At 73.5% G+C, this 19234-nt stretch carries 16 protein-coding genes; 8 read left to right on the plus strand and 8 right to left on the minus strand.

The window, feature by feature from the left end:
- The first annotated feature begins 79 nt into the window (after window positions 1-79).
- On the plus strand, window positions 80-2428 hold the full coding sequence (locus tag ABT147_RS47330; protein ID WP_502983097.1) for a ricin-type beta-trefoil lectin domain protein: 2349 nt from the start codon (window positions 80-82) through the stop codon (window positions 2426-2428).
- A 98-nt stretch (window positions 2429-2526) separates the two neighbouring features.
- Here ABT147_RS47330 and hutI read toward each other — a convergent pair whose 3' ends face one another.
- From hutI to hutU, 4 genes are all read right to left on the minus strand, one after another.
- Entirely contained in the window at window positions 2527-3837 is a 1311-nt protein-coding gene (gene hutI, locus ABT147_RS16640) for an imidazolonepropionase (RefSeq protein ID WP_351406461.1), read from the minus strand.
- Window positions 3834-5192, minus strand: a complete 1359-nt coding sequence (locus ABT147_RS16645) for a formimidoylglutamate deiminase (RefSeq protein WP_351406463.1) — start codon at window positions 5190-5192, stop codon at window positions 3834-3836. The genes hutI and ABT147_RS16645 overlap by 4 nt, the downstream gene beginning before the upstream one ends.
- Window positions 5189-6394, minus strand: coding sequence for an allantoate amidohydrolase (locus ABT147_RS16650; protein WP_351406732.1), 1206 nt, complete (start codon window positions 6392-6394; stop codon window positions 5189-5191). Before ABT147_RS16650 ends, ABT147_RS16645 begins: the two co-directional genes overlap by 4 nt.
- 179 nt (window positions 6395-6573) lie before the next feature.
- On the minus strand, window positions 6574-8238 hold the full coding sequence (hutU, locus tag ABT147_RS16655) for a urocanate hydratase (protein WP_351406466.1): 1665 nt from the start codon (window positions 8236-8238) through the stop codon (window positions 6574-6576).
- A 168-nt stretch (window positions 8239-8406) separates the two neighbouring features.
- On the opposite strand from hutU, the gene ABT147_RS16660 reads away from it, so the two are divergent.
- The 6 genes from ABT147_RS16660 (at window position 8407) to ABT147_RS16685 (ending at window position 13494) form a co-directional block, all read left to right on the plus strand.
- Window positions 8407-9849, plus strand: a complete 1443-nt coding sequence (locus ABT147_RS16660) for a type III PLP-dependent enzyme domain-containing protein (protein ID WP_351406468.1) — start codon at window positions 8407-8409, stop codon at window positions 9847-9849.
- A gap of 382 nt (window positions 9850-10231) precedes the next feature.
- Complete coding sequence (locus ABT147_RS16665; RefSeq protein WP_009327980.1) at window positions 10232-10630, plus strand: hypothetical protein; 399 nt, start codon at window positions 10232-10234, stop codon at window positions 10628-10630.
- The gene (locus tag ABT147_RS16670; RefSeq protein WP_351406470.1) at window positions 10627-11661 is read left to right on the plus strand and encodes a hypothetical protein; all 1035 of its coding nucleotides are present in this window, start codon (window positions 10627-10629) and stop codon (window positions 11659-11661) included. The genes ABT147_RS16665 and ABT147_RS16670 overlap by 4 nt, the downstream gene beginning before the upstream one ends.
- Before the next feature lie 37 nt (window positions 11662-11698).
- A complete protein-coding gene (locus ABT147_RS16675; RefSeq protein WP_351406472.1) occupies window positions 11699-12307 on the plus strand; it encodes a roadblock/LC7 domain-containing protein in 609 nt (202 codons plus the stop codon).
- Between the two features lie 16 nt (window positions 12308-12323).
- A complete protein-coding gene (locus ABT147_RS16680) occupies window positions 12324-12698 on the plus strand; it encodes a roadblock/LC7 domain-containing protein (RefSeq protein WP_351406475.1) in 375 nt (124 codons plus the stop codon).
- 88 nt (window positions 12699-12786) lie between these two features.
- Window positions 12787-13494, plus strand: a complete 708-nt coding sequence (locus tag ABT147_RS16685; RefSeq protein ID WP_351406478.1) for a lipoprotein — start codon at window positions 12787-12789, stop codon at window positions 13492-13494.
- A 94-nt stretch (window positions 13495-13588) separates the two neighbouring features.
- Here the strand turns inward: ABT147_RS16685 and ABT147_RS16690 are convergent, their stop codons facing one another.
- The 3 genes from ABT147_RS16690 to ABT147_RS16700 form a co-directional block, all read right to left on the minus strand.
- Complete coding sequence (locus ABT147_RS16690; protein WP_351406480.1) at window positions 13589-14161, minus strand: hypothetical protein; 573 nt, start codon at window positions 14159-14161, stop codon at window positions 13589-13591.
- 153 nt (window positions 14162-14314) lie between these two features.
- Complete coding sequence (locus ABT147_RS16695; RefSeq protein WP_351406482.1) at window positions 14315-15175, minus strand: MurR/RpiR family transcriptional regulator; 861 nt, start codon at window positions 15173-15175, stop codon at window positions 14315-14317.
- On the minus strand, window positions 15172-16761 hold the full coding sequence (locus ABT147_RS16700; protein WP_351406485.1) for an aromatic amino acid ammonia-lyase: 1590 nt from the start codon (window positions 16759-16761) through the stop codon (window positions 15172-15174). Before ABT147_RS16700 ends, ABT147_RS16695 begins: the two co-directional genes overlap by 4 nt.
- Window positions 16762-16953: 192 nt before the next feature.
- Here ABT147_RS16700 and ABT147_RS16705 point away from each other — a divergent pair, with 192 nt between their 5' ends.
- Window positions 16954-17403 (plus strand): hypothetical protein, encoded by a 450-nt coding sequence (locus ABT147_RS16705; RefSeq protein ID WP_351406487.1) that lies wholly within the window; start codon window positions 16954-16956, stop codon window positions 17401-17403.
- 428 nt (window positions 17404-17831) lie between these two features.
- Here the strand turns inward: ABT147_RS16705 and ABT147_RS16710 are convergent, their stop codons facing one another.
- Window positions 17832-19226, minus strand: a complete 1395-nt coding sequence (locus ABT147_RS16710; protein WP_351406489.1) for a cystathionine beta-synthase — start codon at window positions 19224-19226, stop codon at window positions 17832-17834.
- Window positions 19227-19234: the final 8 nt, after the last annotated feature.

Genomic DNA, 19234 nt, shown 5'->3' on the forward strand with positions numbered 1-19234 from the left:
CGTCACTATGGTCACGCGCCAGACTGTTCGGTATGCCAGAAGCCGACGGGCGGACACGGGGGTGCGAGGAGGCACGAGGATGACTCGGGCTCGGGACGAGCGCCCCGGCGGCGACGTCGGCCATGAGAACCAACAGGACACCGGCGCGCCGGGCGCACGCCCCGACGACGGGGCCGAGCACCGGTACGCGCACGCGTCCGACGCGCGGCTGACCGCGCTGTTACGCGCGGACTCGCCGACCGCGTACACGGCTCTGCGCGAGTTGCGCGAACGCCACCACCCGTCGGTCCTCGCCTACGCCCGGCTGTGCGCCGCGAGCGAGTCCTCGGCACGGGAGCTGTCGACGCAGGCGTTCACGCTCGCCACCCGGGAGACGGCACGCGGCATCGAACCGACCGTCCCCTGGCGCCATCAACTGCTCCTGCTGACCGTCCGGGTGGCTGCCGCCTGGGCCGCGGACGGCGGCGCGACCGGTCTCACCCCCGCCCTGCGCCCCGTGCTGGACGCGGCGGGGCCCGACGGTCCCGTCCCGCCCCTGCTGGCGGCGTTCCGGTCCCTGCCGCCCCGCCCCCAGGGCCTCATCTGGTACGGCGCCGTGGAGCAGGAACCGGACAACCGTACGGCCGTGCTGCTCGGCCTCACCCCCGACGACGTGACGTACAAGCGGGACTCCGCGCTCCACGCCCTGCGTCAGGCCTGTCTCAGAGTGCGCCTCGCCGCCTCCGACGACCCTCGCTGCCAGGACTTCCGCCGGCTGATCGAGGAGTCCGTACGACCGGACACCCCTCGCCACAGCCCCGACCTGCGCACGCACATGGAGCACTGCACCCACTGCGCCGGCGCGTACGAGGAGCTCTGCGCCCTGCGCGACAGCCCGCGCGCGACGCTCGCGGAGGGCTTGCTGCCGTGGGGCGGTACGGCGTACACGCGCAGTGGGGCGAGGGCGCGTGACGGCGCGGATGCGCGGGGCGGGGCCGACGGGGTCGGGGTCGGGGGGCATGGCGGAGCCGATGCGTGGGACGGGGCCGACACGTGGGGCGGCGGCCGGGCGGGCGCCGGAGTGGAGGGCCCGGAGGGCTTCGCGGAACCGGAGGTGGGCGGGGCCGGGACGGGAGCGCGGGCGAAGACAGGGACCGGGCCACGGACGGGGGCCGGGGCGGGTTCCAGAGCGGGTGGTTGGGCGGGGGCGGCGGCTGCGACTGCCGCCGCGGCAGAGGCATGGGCGGAGTCCGGCCCAGGCGCGGGCTCCGGCCCAGGCATGGGGCCTGGCATGGGCTCCGGCAGCGGTTCGGGCTCCGGCTCGGACTCCGGTGGCAGGGGGCGTGCAGCGGACGGGGCAGGGGCCGAGAGCAGGGGTGATGCCCTGGGCGGGGCGGAGGCCTGGACAGGTCCCGACGCCGGTGCCCGAGCCGGGGCGGAGGCGTGGGAAGGTCCCGGTTCCGATGCTCGCGCCGGCGCGGCACCCGGTGCGGGGGCCGACCCGGCTGCCGCGACCGGGAGTTGGGACGGGACCGGCCCGGCGAGCGCGGTTGGAAGCTGGGACGGGGCCGGTACAGCGGCTGGGGCCGGAGCGGCGGTCAGGGGCGGCGACGGGGCCGATGCCTGGGCGGCGGGGGCCGACAACGGGGCCACGGCGGCGGTGAACCGGGCCACGGCCGGGAATGGGGCCGATGCGGGGGCGTCGGGGGGCGGGTGGTCGTCGTCCCGGCGGATCGCGCTGACCTCGGTGGCCCTCGGGGTGGCGTTGGCGCCGCTGCTGGCGTTCCTGGTGTTCTCGGGCTCCGTCGGCTCGTCGTCCGACGGCGCGGCGGACTCCGTCGGTACGCCCGCGACGCCGCCGTCGGACCCCGTGACCCCGACGGTCCCGCCGAGCCCGACGCCGTCGCCGACCCCGTCGGAGACCGCGAGCCCCTCGAAGCCCCCGGAGAAGGAGAAGCCGACGAAGAGGCCGAGTCCGAGTCCGAGTCCGTCGAAGTCCGGCCTCCCGACGCCCTCGCTGCCGTACGGGCCGCCACTGAACGGTGCCTACAGCCAGGTGGTGAACGTCGGCTCGGGGCTGTGCCTGGACATCCGGGGCGAGTTGAAGAAGGGCACCGACGTCGTCACGGCCACCTGCTCCGGACGGGCCACCCAGCGCTGGCGCGTCGACTCCCACCGGAACGCCCTCCAGTCGTTCGCCGACCCCGACCTGTGCCTCGACAGCCGTGGGGCGACCGACGACGGCGTGGGCATCTGGGAGTGCGACGCGCTGGACGGGGACAACGCCGAGAACCTCAGGTTCGAGGTCGACTCCCGGGGCGTGATCCGCCCGGCGATCGCGCCGGGGCACGCCGTGACCCCGGACGCGCTCGGCTCCGTCGACTTCACCAAGGTGTCGGGGCGCGACGGACAGCGGTGGCGGGCGGGGGCCGGTCCGGTCCACGCCTGAGGGTCGGTCCTGCGGGTCCTGAGGCTCGGTCCTGCGGGCCCTGCGGGTCAGTCCTGCGGGCCCTTGGGGTCGGTCCTGGGGGCCGACCCCAGCCCCGGTCAGACCACGCGTACGCCCCTGCGCCACACACCCGTGACCAGGGGAACTCCCGGCCGGTAGGCGAGGTGGACATGGCTGGGCGCGTCCAGCAGCGCGAGGTCCGCGTACGCGCCCGGCGTGAGCCTGCCCACGTCGTCGCGGCGGAGCGCCCGCGCGCCCCCGGCCGTGGCCGACCAGACCGCCTCGTCCGGCGTCATCCCCATGTCCCGTACGGCGAGCGCGACGCAAAACGGGACGGACGAGGTGAAGGACGACCCCGGGTTGCAGTCCGTCGAGAGGGCCACGGTGACGCCCGCGTCGAGGAGGCGGCGGGCGTCCGGCCACTCGGCGCGGGTGGAGAACTCGGCACCGGGCAGCAGCGTGGCGACCGTACGGCCGCTCGCCAGGGCGTCCACGTCGGCGTCGGTGAGGTGGGTGCAGTGGTCCGCGCTGGCCGCGTCCAGTTCCACGGCGAGCTGGACGCCGGGGCCGTACGACAGCTGGTTGGCGTGGATGCGCGGGTGCAGGCCCCTGGCCTTGCCCGCCGTGAGGATCGCGCGGGCCTGGTCGCCGTCGAAGGCGCCCTTCTCGCAGAAGACGTCGATCCAACGGGCGTACGGGGCGCAGGCGTCGAGCATCTCGCCGGTGACCAGTGCCACGTACGCGGCGGGGTCCTCGGCGTGGTCCGGGGACACGATGTGGGCGCCGAGGTACGTCACCTCGTCCGTGTGCCGCGCGGCGATGCGCAGCGCCCGGGCCTCGTCCTCGACGGTCAGGCCGTAGCCCGACTTCGTCTCGAAGGTGGTCGTGCCCTGGCGGAGGGCCTCGCGGAGGTAACGGGTGAGGTTGGCCTCCAGCTCCTCGTCGGTGGCGGCGCGGGTGGCGGCGACGGTCGTACGGATGCCGCCCGCGCTGTAGGCCCGGCCGGACATGCGGGCGTTGAACTCGGCGGTGCGGTCGCCCGCGAAGACGAGGTGGGAGTGGGAGTCCACGAACCCCGGGATCACCGCCCGCCCACCGGCGTCGACCCGATTGTCAGTGGCGGGTGCTTTGCTTTGATCACCGGTCCACGCGATGCGTTCACCGTCGATGACGACGGCCGCGTCCTGGATCAGTCCGAGGGGGGATCTGTCGCCGAGGGAGGGGTCGTTGGTGACCAGGGCAGCGATGTTGGTGATGAGCGTGCTTGCGGTGCTCGCCGAGTCGGCGGGGCTGACCTTCGTCGGGCTGCTCATGGCTTCCTTGGTTGCTTGGTCGGCGGTCGGGTCGAATGCGGGGGCCGGGGAGTCCGAGGAGAGGGCCGGGCGCGCGGGCGGCCCGGCCGGAATCATCCGCGCAGCGCTGCGACGGCGTCCGCGAGGGCTCCCGGCACATCCGGTACGAGCGTGTGCGCCCCGTCCCGTACGACGTGCCGACCTCCCACCACCGTGTGCGACACGTCCGCTGCCGACGCGGCGAATACCGCCGTCTCCGCGCCGAGCCGTGGAAGCGGCCCCGCTGTCCTGACCGAGTCGAGGGCGATCGTCGTGAAGTCGGCGAGCGCGCCCGTCTCCAGGGCGCCGGCGTCGTCCCAGCCGATCGCCGCGTGGCCGTCGGCCGAGGCCGCCCGCAGGAGGGCCGCCGCCGTCCAGTGACCGCGCGTACGGGTGCGCAGCCGCTCGTTCAGTTCCATCGCGCGCGCCTCTTCGAGCAGGTCGATGACGGCGTGGCTGTCCGAGCCGAGGGAGAGCGGGGAACCGGCCCGTTGCAGGGCGGCGGCGGGTCCGATGCCGTCGGCGAGGTCCCGTTCGGTCGTGGGGCACATGCAGGTACCGGTGCCGCTGTCGCCGATGAGGGCGATGTCCTCGTCGGTGAGGTGGGTGTTGTGGACGCCGGTCGTGCGGGGGCCCAGCACACCGTGGTCGGCGAGGAGTTGGGTGGGGGTGCGTCCGTGCGCCTCGTGGCAGGCGTCGTTCTCCGCCGTCTGCTCCGACAGGTGCACATGCAGCGGGGCCCGCCGCTCCTCGGCCCACCGCGCCACGGTCGCCAACTGCCCGGCCGGCACGGCCCGTACGGAGTGCACGGCCGCCCCGATCCGTACGTGATCCCGGTCCTTGAGAACTGAACAGCGTTCGGCCCAGGCCTCAGCCGTGCCGTCGGAGAAGCGGAGCTGGTGGCGGTCGGGGCCCTTGCCGAAGCCGGCGGAGAGGTAGGCCGTGTCGAGGAGGGTGATCCGGATGCCCGCCTCGGCGGCGGCCTCGATGAGCGCCTCCCCCATGGCGTTCGGGTCGGCGTAGGGGGTGCCGCCGGGGGCGTGGTGCACATAGTGGAACTCGCCCACCGCCGTGATCCCGGCCAGCACCATCTCCGCGTACACGGCCCGCGCGAGGGCGTGGTACGTGTCCGGGGTCAGCCGGTCCGCCACCCGGTACATGACCTCGCGCCAGGTCCAGAAGGTGCCCGAGCCGACCTGGACGGTACCGCGCAGGGCCCGGTGGAAGGCGTGGCTGTGGGCGTTGGCGAGGCCGGGCAGGGTGAGGCCGCGCAGGGCGACCGCGCCCGGGGGCGGGGTGGGTGTCTCGGTGCGTACGGCGGTGATGCGGCCGTCGGGGCCGCCGGAACCGCCTGTGGTCACCGTGAGGGTCACACCGGGCTCGACGTTCGTGCCGAGCCAGGCGTGTTCGAGCCAGTAGGTCGTCTCCGTCACCTGCGGGCCAGCCCTTCCAGTACGTCGGCGAGCGCGGTCACCCCGGCCAGGCAGTCGTCCTCGGCGGCGTGCTCGGCCGGGGAGTGCGAGACGCCTGTCGGGTTGCGCACGAACAGCATGGCGGTCGGGACGGTCCCGGAGAGGATCCCGGCGTCGTGTCCGGCGCCGGTCCCGAGCACGGGGACCTTCAGGTCGGCCGTGTCCCGGCCCAGGATGCGGGCGATCTCGTCCCGCAGCGCGTGCTCGAACTCGACGACGGGGGTGAAGGACTCCCGGACGACGTCCAGCTCGATCCCGTGCTCGCGGGCGTAGTCGCGGGCCGCCTCCTCGATCGCGCCGACGACCGTGTCCAGAGTCGCCTGGTCCTCGGCGCGGGAGTCGAGCCAGCCGCGGACGAGGGAGGGGATGGCGTTGACGCCGTTCGGTTCGACGGAGATCTTGCCGAAGGTGGCCACGGCCCCGGCGAGCCGTGCCTCACGTCGGGCGGCGAGGACGGTCTCCGCGTACGACAGCATGGGGTCCCGGCGGTCGACGAGCCGGGTCGTCCCGGCGTGGTTGGCCTCGCCCCGGAAGTCGAACCGCCACCGGCCGTGCGGCCAGATCGCGCTGGCGATGCCGACGGCGTCCCCGGACAGGTCCAGGGCCCGCCCCTGCTCGACGTGCAGCTCGACGAACGCCCCGATCCGCGCGAGCCGCTCGGGGTCCGGCCCGATGCCCTCCGGGTCGTACCCGGCGGCCTCCATCGCCTGCGGCAGGGTGACCCCGTCCCCGTCGGTCAGCCGCCCCGCCTGCTCGACGGTCAGCTGCCCGGAGGCCAGCCGGGACCCGACACAGGCCAGCCCGAACCGCGCGCCTTCCTCATCACCGAAGTTGACGATGGCGAGCGGCTTGTCGAACCGCGCACCCCGGGCCCGCAGTTCGTCGAGCGCGGCGAAGGAGGACACGACACCGAGGGGCCCGTCGAAGGCCCCGCCATCGGGCACGGAGTCGAGATGCGACCCGGTGACGACGGCGTCCCCAGCGGCCGGATCCCCGAGCCAGGCCCACTGATTCCCGTTCCGGTCGACCTCGTATCCCAGCCCCCGATTCCGCGCCTGCTCCTCGAACCAGGCCCGGCACTCGGCATCGGCCCCGGTCCAGGCGAACCGCCGATACCCACCGGACTCGGGGTGCCGCCCGATGGGCCTGAGCTCCCGCCACATCTCGTGGAAGGAGGCGCCACCGGGGGCGGGCTGCGGGCCGTCGGCCCGGTCAGTCGCTGCTACAGGCTGTGGGCAGTCGTTCCGCAGGGCGGAACGGGTGGGCACAGCCGGACCCGCAGCCGGCGACGAGGCATCCGCCCCCGCCGAGGCGCTGCCGCCGGGCCCGCTTTCACACTGGGTCACGCGTCGCCACCCTCACGCATCGGCACCCGCACACCCCGCTCATCGGCCACCGACTCCGCGATGTCGTAGCCCGCGTCCACGTGCCGGATCACACCCATCCCCGGGTCATTGGTCAGCACCCGGCGGATCTTCTCCCCGCCCAGCTTCGTGCCGTCGGCCACCGTCACCTGACCGGCGTGGATGGAGCGGCCCATGCCCACGCCGCCCCCGTGGTGGAGGGAGACCCAGGACGCCCCGGACGCCACGTTGACCATCGCGTTCAGCAGCGGCCAGTCGGCGATCGCGTCGGAGCCGTCGAGCATGGCCTCGGTCTCGCGGTAGGGGGAGGCGACGGAGCCGCAGTCGAGGTGGTCGCGGCCGATGGCGAGCGGCGCGGCCAGTTCACCGGAGGCGACCATGTCGTTGAACCGCTCGCCGGCCTTGTCCCGCTCGCCGTAGCCGAGCCAGCAGATACGCGCGGGAAGGCCCTGGAAGTGGACCCGCTCCCCGGCCATCTTGATCCAGCGGTGGAGGGACTCGTTCTCGGGGAAGAGGTCGAGGATCGCCTTGTCCGTCTTGGCGATGTCGGCGGGGTCGCCGGAGAGTGCCGCCCAACGGAAGGGGCCCTTGCCCTCGCAGAACAGCGGCCGGATGTAGGCGGGGACGAAGCCGGGGAAGGCGAACGCCCGCTCGTATCCGGCGAGTTGGGCCTCGCCGCGGATCGAGTTGCCGTAGTCGAAGACCTCGGCGCCGGCGTCCATGAAGCCGACCATGGCCTCGACGTGCCGGGCCATCGACTCACGCGCGCGGGTGGTGAACCCGGCCGGGTCCTTCGCCGCGTACGACGCCATGTCGTCGAAGTCCACGCCCACCGGGAGGTACGCCAGCGGATCGTGCGCGGAGGTCTGGTCGGTGACGATGTCGATGGGGGCGCCCTCGGCGAGCATGCGGGGCAGCAGCTCGGCGGCGTTGCCCAGCAGGCCGATGGAGAGCGGGCGGCGGGCGTCCCGGGCCTCGACCGCGAGCTGGAGGGCGTGTTCCAGGCTGTCGGCCTTGACGTCCAGGTACCGGTGCTCGATGCGGCGCTCGATCGCGCGCGGGTCGCAGTCGATACAGATCGCGACGCCGTCGTTCATGGTCACGGCGAGGGGCTGGGCGCCGCCCATGCCGCCGAGGCCGGCGGTGAGGGTGATCGTCCCGGCGAGGGTGCCGTCGAACTTCTTGGCGGCGACGGCGGAGAAGGTCTCGTAGGTGCCCTGGAGGATGCCCTGGGTGCCGATGTAGATCCAGGAGCCGGCGGTCATCTGGCCGTACATGGTCAGGCCGAGGGCCTCCAGGCGGCGGAACTCCTCCCAGTTGGCCCAGTCGCCGACGAGGTTGGAGTTGGCGATGAGGACACGGGGTGCCCACTCGTGGGTCTGCATGACGCCGACGGGGCGGCCGGACTGGACGAGCATCGTCTCGTCCTGCTTCAGGGTTCGCAGGGTGCGGACCATGGCGTCGAAGGAGCGCCAGTCACGGGCGGCCTTGCCCGTGCCGCCGTAGACGACGAGCTTGTCGGGGTGTTCGGCGACCTCGGGGTCGAGGTTGTTCTGCAGCATGCGCAGGGCGGCTTCCTGCTGCCAGCCCAGGGTGCTGAGTTCCGTACCGCGTGGCGCTCGGACGGGGCGGGGTCCTGACACGGTCTGCCTCCTCGCTTTACAGCAACTATTCACATCCTGACCTGATGAATAGAACTAGTCAATACAGCCGTAGGGCCAGCGACGGCGGGCCGTGGATGTTTGGCTGGACCCATCGGCCCTCTGGGCTCGGACGACGACACGACGGACGACACGACAGCGGGGGAAGAGATGGGAGACGTGACGAACGGGAGCGTTGGGGAGGGGCCGGCCGGGGGCCGGGCCCACCCGCAGGACGAGGAGGACACCGAGCGCACGCTGCGGCTGTTCGACACCGACGGCGAGCGGGCCGCACGGCGGGACGAGGCCGTGCGGGCGGCGGTGGAGCAGGGGCTGCTCGGCACCGGCACCCCGGTGGTGGCGCTCCTCGACGTCACCGGGATCCGGGCCTCGGCGGGGGCACTGCGCAGGGCGTTCGACGCGGTGACGGCGCCCGGGACGCCCGTACTGCACGCGTTCGCGGTGAAGGCGACACCGCTGGTGCCCGTGCTGCGGCTGCTGCGTGGGGCGGGGATCGGCGCGGAGGTGGCGAGCGCCGGGGAGCTGGCCCTGGCGCGGGCGGCCGGGATGTCGCCGGGCCGGACCGTGCTCGACTCGCCCGCCAAGACCCCGGCGGAGCTGCGGGAGGCGCTGGCGCTGGGTATCGCGGTCAACGCGGACAATCCGCAGGAGCTGGCCCGTATCGACGCGCTCGTCCGGTCGGCCACCACCCGCTCCCCGATCGGCATCCGGGTGAACCCGCAGGTCGGCGGCGGTGCGATCGACGCGCTGTCCACGGCGACGGCCACGTCGAAGTTCGGGGTGGCGCTGCGGGACGAGAGTGCCCGGGAGTGGGTCGTCCAGGCGTATCTGGACCGCCCCTGGCTGAGCCGGCTGCACGCGCACACCGGCTCGCAGGGGATTCCGCTGTCGCTGATGACCCGGGGGATCACCGAGACGTACGAGCTGGCGGAGGAGATCAACCGGCGGATCGGGCGCCGGCAGATCGACACGATCGACATCGGCGGCGGGCTGCCGGTGAACTTCGCGTCGGAGGCGGCGACACCGACGTACGAGCAGTACGCGCGGCTGCTGGCGGAGGCGGTGCCGGGGCTGTTCGACGGGCGGTACGGGCTGGTGACCGAGTTCGGGAGGTCGCTGCTGGCGAAGCACGGGACGGTCGTCGCCCGGGTGGAGTACACCAAGAGCGCGGGCGGGCGGGCCATCGCGGTCACGCATGCCGGGGTGCAGGTGGCGACCCGGACGGTGTACGCGCCCGGGTCCTGGCCGCTGCGGATCTCCGCGTACGACGCGAAGGGGCGGCCGAAGGCGGGGCCGGCGGTGGTGCAGGACGTGGCGGGGCCCGCCTGTTTCGCGGGGGATCTGCTGGCGGAGGGGCGTTCGCTGCCGTTGTTCGAACCGGGGGACTACGCGGCCGCGTTGGACACCGGCGCGTATTACTTCGCGCACCACTACGCGTACAACTCTCTGCCCCGGCCCGGGATCTACGGGTACGCGCCCGGGGAGCACGGGGAGAGGGAGATGCGGTTCGCGGTGGTCCGCAAGGCGCAGAGTGTGGAGGAGATCGTGGCGGAGGCAGGGGGAGTCGAGAGGTCGGGGCTTCTGGGGCTCTGACGTTCGCCTTCGCATTCGGGTGGGGACTGTGGGGTGGCGGCGGCCGGTCGGTCGTGGCTGGTCGCGCAGTTCCCCGCGCCACTGAAAGACCTGGCGGCGCCCGGCAGGGGCGACCGCTCCCCTTCCTGCGCCCCTCACGCCCCCCAGAATGATGGACGCCCGGCGCCTCGTCCGCGCCCGGCGTGCGGGTCGGGCGCATATGCCCACCTCAGCGCGGTGGCGCGCCTCTGGGCCCCAACAGCGGTGAAAAGCAGGCAAGTCGACCTACCTTAGTCGCCTGTCGGCATGTTCCGCTGGAAAATGCCAGATCTCTCACCCCTCGCGCACACGTTGCGTAGCGTCTGCGTCACTCAGCCGAACCGCAGGCAGGAGGGGAGCCACGGTGCCCGGAATCGACGAGTGTCTGGTGGAGGCCATGAGGCTGCCCGGTGCCTTGGGCGCCGCGGTGGTCGACTGGACCAGCGGACTGGCGCTGGGCACGGTCGGGGAGGCACCCGGCGGTGACCACGAGACGACCGCGGCGGAGGCGGCCGAGCTGGCGCGGCTCGCGGCGGAGCACCGGGCGTTCGCGCCGGAGGAGGGCTCGGACTGGTCCGGGGCGGATCTGCCGGTCGAGGACCTGATCGTCAGCAACCGGGACACGTACCACGTGCTGCGGTTCGTGCGGACGACGTTCGACAGCAGTGTGTTCCTGCATCTGTGGCTGGCCCGTACGGACGGCAACCTCGCGCTGGCCCGGATCCGGCTCGGCGAGATGGCGGGACGGCTGGTGCTGGCATGAGCGTGATCACCACTCCGGCGCCCCCGCTGCCCGTGCGCGGCGAGCACTTCCGGCAGGCCGTCTCCCCGATGCTGAGCCGGCTCGCCGCCGAGCGGGCCACCGGCGTACTGCTGCGCGAGAGCGGTTCGCTGTATCTGTCCGAGGGGGCGGTCGTGCACGCCGAGAGCCCCCGGTCGCCGGGTCTCGACGTGCTGCTCACCACCGGCGGCATCCTGGACACCGACGGCTGGCGGGAGGCGGTCGACACGGCCGGGGCCGGGCTGCGGGTCGGGCGGTTCCTCGTGGACAGCGGCCGGGTCGCCCGGGGCGCGCTGGAGCTGTGCCACGCGGGGGCGCTCTTCGACGCGGCGTACTTCGTCCTCGGCCCGGGCGGCGCGCCGGCCAGCTTCCGTTACGGGGCCGCGCACTGGCTGGGACCGATCCGCCCGGTGCCGGTGGCCGCCGTGGAGCGGGAGGCCCGGCGCCGCCGCGACCTGCTGCACCGCATCTGGCCCGACCCGGCGACGGACGACGCCCCGTTGGTCAGGGCCGTCGGCCTCGACGGGCCACCGGTCCCAGCCCGCCAGGGAGCCGTGCTCGGCCAGGTGAACGGCTTCCGCACGGCCGCCGAGATCTCCGTGACCCTCGGGCGCCCCGCCTTCCACACCCTGGTTGACGTACGGCGACTGGCGGCCGCGGGGCTCGTCTCCCCGGCCCGGGACAGCCCGGCGAGAACACCACCGGTCCTGCCGCCGGTCCCGCCACCGTTCCGGTCCTCGGCCCCGACCGGCCCGGACCTCGCCCCCGTCACCCACCAGGGCCATGCCCCTGCCACCCACGAGGGTCACACCCCTGCCGTCCACCCCGACCACACCCCGCCCGCCGACCCGGGCCCTGACGCGTCAGGGCCGTTCGTCCCTGGTCATGACGTGTCGGGCGCACCCCTGGCCGTCGGCGCGGCCTCACTCCCCGCCCCACCTTGGCCGCTCACCACCACAGACCCCGACGTGGCTCTACTGCAAAGGCTCAGGGATGCGCTGGAGGCCCTTTGAGCGGCAGCGGGAGCGTCCCGCCGAGAGGAGACTGCTCATGGCCGCGGAGGCCGAAGTCCTCGACGAACTGCACCGGTTGAGGGCCCGTGTACCCCAGTTGACCGGCGTGCTCGCGGCCAGTGTGGACGGGTTGGTCCTCGCCCACGACACCCCCGGTGTGGAACCGGAGGGCCTGGCGGCGCTCACCGCCGCCGCGCTCGGTGTCGCCGTCCGGATGACGGACGCCGCCGGCCGGGGCGAGCTGCGTGAGCTGCTGCTGCGCGGCGACCACGGCTATGTGGCGACGTACGCGGCGGGTGACTCGGCCGTACTGACGCTGCTGGCCCAGGACCGGGTCAACGTGGGCCGGCTGCATCTGGAGGGCCGCCGCGCCGGCGGCCGGATCGGCGAGCTGATGGACGCCCTGCCCCGGCCCGACGACACGGCCGCGGCAGGCGCCAAGACCGCCGCCAGGAACGCGGCCCGGTCGCTGGCGAAGACCACGAACGCCACCGCGAACACGGCCCCGGGCGCGGCCACCGCCTCGTCCCCGACACCGGCCAAGGCCACGGTCAGGTCGACCATGCCCCGGCGGACCCCGCGTACCGCCGCCCCCCGCCCCACCCCCCGAACCACTCCCAACGCACCTACCACCACTGAGAGTTGAAAGGACACCGCACACCATGGCCAACACCGAGACCGCGTTGAAAGAGGCCCTCGCGTCCATCGAGGGCGCGACCGGCGCCGCCCTGGTCGACTACACCAGCGGCATGGCACTGGGCACGATCGGCGGCAGCAAGGGCTTCGACCTCAATGTCGCCGCCGCCGGGAACACCGACGTCGTCCGAGCCAAGCTGCGCACCATGGAACACCTCGGCCTCAAGGGCGAGATCGAGGACATCCTGATCACCCTGTCCGACGCGTACCACCTGATCCGCCTGCTGACCGGCCGCGGCGGCAACGGCCTCTTCCTCTATCTGGTGCTCGACGCCAAGCGGGCGAACCTGGCCATGGCCAGGCACCAGTTGAAGCGGATCGAGGCGGAGTTGGAGGTCTGACCCACCCGGCACCGAAGCTCCGGCGGCGCACCCCACGCGGGGAGCGCCGCCGGAGCGCTCCGCTACCGTGTCCGACCTGAACCAAGAGATGAGGGTGACTGTGGGAAGAGCGGTACGGGGGACGGTGCTGGCGCAGATGGCTCTGCTGGCCGGGGTGCTGACGGGGTGCTCGGAGCCGGCGGAGGGCGGCGACGCGAAGCCGTCGGCGAGCAGCACCGCCGGGTCGGCGACGGCTGACGCGAAGGACGCCGTGAAGAGCGGCGGCAGTGTCGGCGCGGCCGGTTCCGCCTGCGAACTGCCGGTCACCTTCGACACGGCCGAGAAGTGGCGGCCGGAGGCCGTCGAGACCGGGACGCCCGCCGGCGGAACCGGTTCCGAGGAGGACGAGCTCGCGGCCGAGCTGGCCGAGGGGCTGCTGCGCCAGGGCCCGTTCACCGCCGCGTGCGAGATCGACGCCAAGCCGGCCGGGAACATCGGCTTCCTCCGCGTGTGGACCGGCGAGGCGGGCGCGAAGGCGGGGGACGCGGAGGCGCTGCTGAAGGAGTTCGTGGCGGCCGAGGGCAGCACCAGCGAGGCGAAGTACAGCGCGTTCACCTCGGACTCCGACGTCTCCGGCACCGAGGTCGCGTACCTCTACACCAGCGAGGCCCTGGACGAGACCAAGAAGGAGCGGGCCTTCGTCACGGTCACCCCGGACGGGCCCGTCGTCGTCCACCTCGGCGGCCTCGACACCCAGGAACACGAGGAGATGCTCCCGGCGTACGAGCTGGCCAGGAAGACCCTGCGCACCAGCTGAGCTCGGCGCGCACCACCAGTGCGCCCGCATCCGCCGAGGAGAGCGGCCTCGAACGAGTGCTCGGCCCCGAGCCCGGAGCCGAGCCCCAGCCCTTCTACGCCCGTCGGCGCCCGCCCCCGGGCGCCGCGTCCCCCGCGCCGATCCCCGTGACCCGGTACGCGGCGACCCGCTTGCCCGTCGGTCGGCCGCCCCGCCCGGACAGCCAGTCCACGCGGACCCAGAAGAGCCGGCCCTCGGCGAGCTCTCGGCGGCCGATCCAGGCCGCCTTGAGCCACAGCCCGGTGCCGAGGCCGGCGAGGAGCATGCCGCCCGCCGCGGGGACGGCGAAGGACGAGCCCAGGGCGGCCGCGAAGCCGAGCAGCAGCCACCAGCGGTGGCCCCGGCGCCAGCCGCGCAGGGTCACGGCACGGTCCTGGAGGACATCGTGCTTGCCGGCGCGCACGGCCGCGCGCGCCGGCGCGAGATACCGCCCGCGCCGGGCCCACGCCACCGCGCCGGCGGCGACGAGGAACAGCACGGCCCCGGCCAGCACCCCGATCCGCCGCCCGGTCAGCCCCGACGGCACCACGCCGGCCCCCGCCGCGACCACTCCCAGCCACCACAACGGCGCCGCCCCGGCCCGCACCACGACGGCCACCCGAGCAAGCCCCTGCCCTCCGCGCGCCACGCTCCCCGCCTCCCGCGATCCCACGGCCGTACGCCATCCCGTACGGCACCCCGAGGCCGTACGACATCCCAAGGTCGTACGGCAGTCGCGGGCACGGTAACCAGAGAACGTGAAACGCGCCTGAGAATCGCGGATCTTTTCCGACCCGGAGGGCTACTCGACGAACAGACCCCTGGTCGCCGCCTTCGCGTCGAACTCCTCCAGCCGGGCCTGGGCCTGAGGCAGGTCGTCGCACATGGCCTCCAGGAGCACCCGGCCGAGGAGCATCGGGGCGCAGGCGGTGTCGAAGGCGAGCCCGGTGCCGACGGCGGCGGGCAGGAGCAGGTCGGAGACCTTGGCTACGGGCGCGAACGCGGAGTCGGCGACGGTGACGACGAAGAGCCCCGCCTCCTTGGCGTACGCCAGGGTCTCGACGACCTCGCGCGGATGCCGGGGCAGCGCGAAGCAGAGCAGGGCGGTCGCACCGGCCCGTACCGCCGCGTCGATGCGGTCCTGGAGCATGCTGCCGCCCTCGTGCAGCGGCCGTACGTCGGGGTGGACCTTGGCGGCGAAGTACGCGAAGCCGTACGCCTGGGAGGCCGCGGCCCGCAGGCCGAGCACCGGCAGCGGCCGGGACGCGGCCAGCAGCCGCCCGGCCCGCGCCACCGGGGCGGGGTCGGCGAGCACCTCGGCGAGATGCCGCAGGTTCTCGATCTCGGCCTCGACGGCCTGCTGGTACTCGTTGTAGGCGGTGGTGTCCGGGGCCGGTTCGGCGGGCGCGACGTCCCGCAGATGCCGGCGCAGCGCCGGGTAGCCGTCGAAGCCCAGCGCCACCGCGAAGCGGGTCACGGACGGCTGGCTGACCCCGGCCAGCTCCGCCAGCTCCACGCTCGACAGGAACGGCACATCGGCGGCCCGCCGCACCATGCTGTGGGCGATACGCCGCTGGGTGGGCGTCAGCCGGTGCCCCTCGAAGAGCGCCTGCAGCCGCGCGGCGGGACTGTCCGTCACGCCCGTGCCCTTGTCCGCGCTCATGACGCGCTCCCCCTCAGCGGGTCCGCCTGGACGTCCGTCCAGATCTCGGTGAACCGATCGAGCAGTACGGCCGCCGCGCTCACGTCGGCCGTCAGCGGCCGGTCGGCCGGGTCCGCGTCGAGCACGGACTCCGCCAGCTCCAGCGCCCGCCCCACGGGCAGCTCCGGATCCGGCCGCAGGTCCCGCTGCCGCAGCGCCCGTACCGCGGCGACGAGTTCGCAGCCGACGACGAGCCGGTACGCGCCGCACGCCCGCAGTGTCTGCCGGGCGGCGAGCGAGGCGAAGCTGGCCTGTTCCTCGACGCCCCGGGAGAGTACAGCGTGGCCGAGCGACGCGGGCGCGGAGAAGGCCCGCAGGTCACCCAGGGCGGCCCCGGCGGCGTACTCCAGGATCATCACACCCGACGAGGCGGGCTCGTGATCGGCGAGGAAGGGCCTGAGCCGGGTGTACGCGGGCTCGTTGAGCGAGGAGAGCCGGGACGTCGACAGTCGCGCCACCTGGGTCACGGCCAGTCTGAAGTGGTCCAGGGCGAGGGCGAGTTGGGCCTGGTAGAAGCCGCCGTGGTGGTAGGCGGCCATGTCCTCGGGGCAGATCAGCGGGTTCTCCGCCGCCGCGTTGACCTCCACCTCCAGGACGCCCTCCAGCGCGTCCGCCGCGTCCAGCGCGGGCCCGTGGATCTGCGGCACACACCGGAAACCGTACGGGTCCTGGATCCGCCCCAGCGGGGGTGTGGGGCGGTCGGCGGCGCCGATCAGCTCCCGCATGCGCCGGGCCACTTCGCGCGACCCCCGGTGGGGGCGCGCGAGGTGCACGGGCGCCGCGTACGCCTCGTGCGAGCCGTCCACGGCGAGCAGGGACAGCGCGGCGACGACCTGCGTGGCGGCGATCAGCCCCCGCAACTCGTGGAGCGCGAGCGCGGCCTGTCCGAGCGTGAGCGCGTTGCTGCTGATCAGCGCGAGGGCGTCGTTGTTGTCGAGCGGCTGCGCCTCGGGCACACCGGAGCCGGACCCGAACCGCGCCCCGGCCTCCGTGCCCGGCCCCCGCCACGGGTGCTCCCCCGCCAGCGCCAGCCCCATCTGGGCCAGCGCGGCGATGTCTCCCGTTCCGACCGACCCGAATTCGTTCACCACGGGGTACGCCCCGCTCTCCAGCGCCTCACAGAGCGCGGTGACCACGGTCGGCCTGAGCCCGGCGCCGCCCGCGAGCAGCTGATTGGCGCGTACGGCGAGCATGGCCCGTACCTCCCGGGCGGGCAGCTCCTCGCCGATGGCCCCGGCGTGGCTGCGCAGCAGCCGCAGTCCGTGCTCGGCGGCGGCCTCGGTGGGCACGTCCTCGCTGCGGTTGGCGCCGACGCCGGTGGAGCGGCCGTACACGCGTCCGGTCGCCGCGATCTGCCGGGCCGCGTCCCAGGACTCCTCGACCCGCCGCATCGCCTCACTGCCGGGCACCGGCCGCGCGGTCCCGTCGGCCAGCCGCACGACGTCCGCGACACCGAGCGCATGCCCGTCGAGGACGACTAGACCGGCCGGAACGGCCGCCACCGCGACGGCGGGGGCGTCCGACGCGCCCATGATCCGAGAGGACATCACCCACAGCCTCCAACCCCGAGCCGACTCCGAGCCGGCTCCGATCGGAGTCCGAACGGACTCCGAATATTCAGACACCGAGAACTCTGCATGAGGCTATACAGGCCGGGCAAGGGACGGCGGGGAACCGGCCGGGGAACTGGGGGGCTAACCCCAGTGCCAAGCGGCCCCCGGCTCCCTACCGTGAACACCATGACCGGTATGGATGCCCGTGACGCGGGGCTCGGGGACACCGAGCTGAAGAAGGAACTCGCCGCCACCCTGCACGCCCGCAGAGAGCTGGGCGAGGACTACGAGTCCGCGCTCGTCGACTCGTTCCTGGAGAAGGTCGACCAGCGCATCGACGGCGCGGTCGACCGCCGGGTCCGCCGTCAGGTCGCCGAGCAGCAGATGGTGGTGGCCCGCGGCAGCCGCTCCCCCGACAAGTCCACCGACACCTGGGGCGAACGCTACGGCTTCGGCGTGGTCTCCCTCGTCGTCGCCATCCCCCTGTCCGGCATCGGCGGCGGCGTGGCCGAACTCCCCGGTCTCTTCGTCACCTGGGCGGGCATCGTGGGCGTGAACGTGGCGTGGGCGCTGCGCGGTTCACCGACCCTGGGCCGGCGCCGGGGCAAGGGCGGGGACTCGGACTGGGAGGAGTGACCCCGCCGGGGCTCCCGAAAAAGATATGCGCGGGGACCGCCGCACCCCCGTGTGACGGGGGGCGGGACGACGGCGGTCCCCGCGAGGGACGCGGGCCGGGTCAGGACCGGGCTTACGCGTCCTTGGCGTCCATGGAGGTCCGGGAGCCGCTCCGGAGGTCCTTGGCGCCGTTTCGGTCGTCGGCCCGGGCGGGGAGCCGCTCCCGCCCTGCCGACACCCACTAATGTGCCGGACCCGTGTTAAGCGGGTGCTGCGTGGACGTGACGCGCTCGTACCACTTCTGCGAAGTCAAACCTCCGACCCGGGCAAATCTTCGACGCGAAGGGCCCTTTACCGGGGTTTCGTCCCGGAATCGGGCTCCTCCACGACTTCGCCCCGCCCTCGGCCGGGACCTCCACGACTTCACCCGGCCCTCGGGCCGGGCACCGCTACGACTTGACCCCGCCCTTGGCGAGGAACGCGAGCAGGTCCTGCCGGCTGACGACACCCGTCGGCTTGCCCTCGACGAGCACGATCGCCGCGTCCGCCGAGCCGAGCACGGACATCAGGTCGCCGACCGGCTCACCGGAACCGACCTGCGGCAGCGGGGCCGACATGTGCTTCTCCAGCGGGTCGTCGAGCGAGGCGCGCTGGGTGAACAGGGCGTCCAGCAGCTCCCGTTCGACGACGGACCCGACCACCTCGGCGGCCATGACGTCCGGGTGTCCGGCGCCCGGCTTCACGATCGGCATCTGCGAGACGCCGTACTCCCGCAGCACCTCGATCGCCTGGCCGACCGTCTCGTCCGGGTGCATATGGACGAGGGAGGGGATGGCGCCGTGCTCCTTGTCGTTGAGGACGTCGGCGACACGGGCGCTGGGCCCCTCGTCCTCCAGGAAGCCGTAGTCGGCCATCCATTCGTCGTTGAAGATCTTGCTGAGGTAGCCGCGCCCGCTGTCCGGCAGCAGAACGACCACGACGTCGTCCGGGCCGAGCCGCTCGGCGACGCGCAGCGCGGCGACCACGGCCATGCCGCAGGAGCCGCCGACGAGCAGGCCCTCCTCCTTCGCCAGCCGCCGGGTCATCTGGAAGGAGTCCTTGTCGGACACGGCGACGATCTCGTCGGCGACGGTCCGGTCGTACGCGGTCGGCCAGAAGTCCTCACCGACGCCCTCGACGAGGTACGGCCGCCCGGAGCCGCCGGAGTACACGGACCCCTCGGGGTCGGCGCCGATCACCTGGACGCGCCCCTCACTGGCGTCCTTGAGGTACCGCCCGGTGCCGGAGATGGTCCCGCCGGTCCCCACGCCCGCCACGAAGTGCGTGATCCGTCCCTCCGTCTGCTCCCACAGCTCAGGGCCGGTCGAGTGGTAGTGGGAGAGCGGGTTGTTGGGGTTGGAGTACTGGTCCGGCTTCCAGGCGCCGGGCGTCTCCCGGACCAGCCGGTCGGACACGTTGTAGTACGAGTCGGGGTGCTCGGGGTCGACGGCGGTGGGGCAGACGACGACCTCGGCGCCGTACGCCCGCAGCACGTTGATCTTGTCGGTGCTCACCTTGTCGGGGCACACGAAGATGCACTTGTACCCCTTCTGCTGCGCCACGATGGCGAGCCCGACGCCCGTGTTTCCGCTGGTGGGCTCGACGATCGTGCCGCCGGGCAGCAGCTCGCCGCTCTTCTCCGCCGCCTCGATCATGCGCAGCGCGATGCGGTCCTTCACGGAACCGCCGGGATTGAAGTACTCGACCTTGGCCAGGACGGTCGCCTGGATGCCCTCGGTCACGCTGTTGAGCCTCAGCAGCGGGGTGTTGCCGACGAGGCTGATCATCGAGTCGTGGAATTGCACCGTTGTCT

The organism is Streptomyces sp. NPDC001868 (assembly GCF_040297125.1).
In the GTDB taxonomy this organism is placed as follows: domain Bacteria; phylum Actinomycetota; class Actinomycetes; order Streptomycetales; family Streptomycetaceae; genus Streptomyces.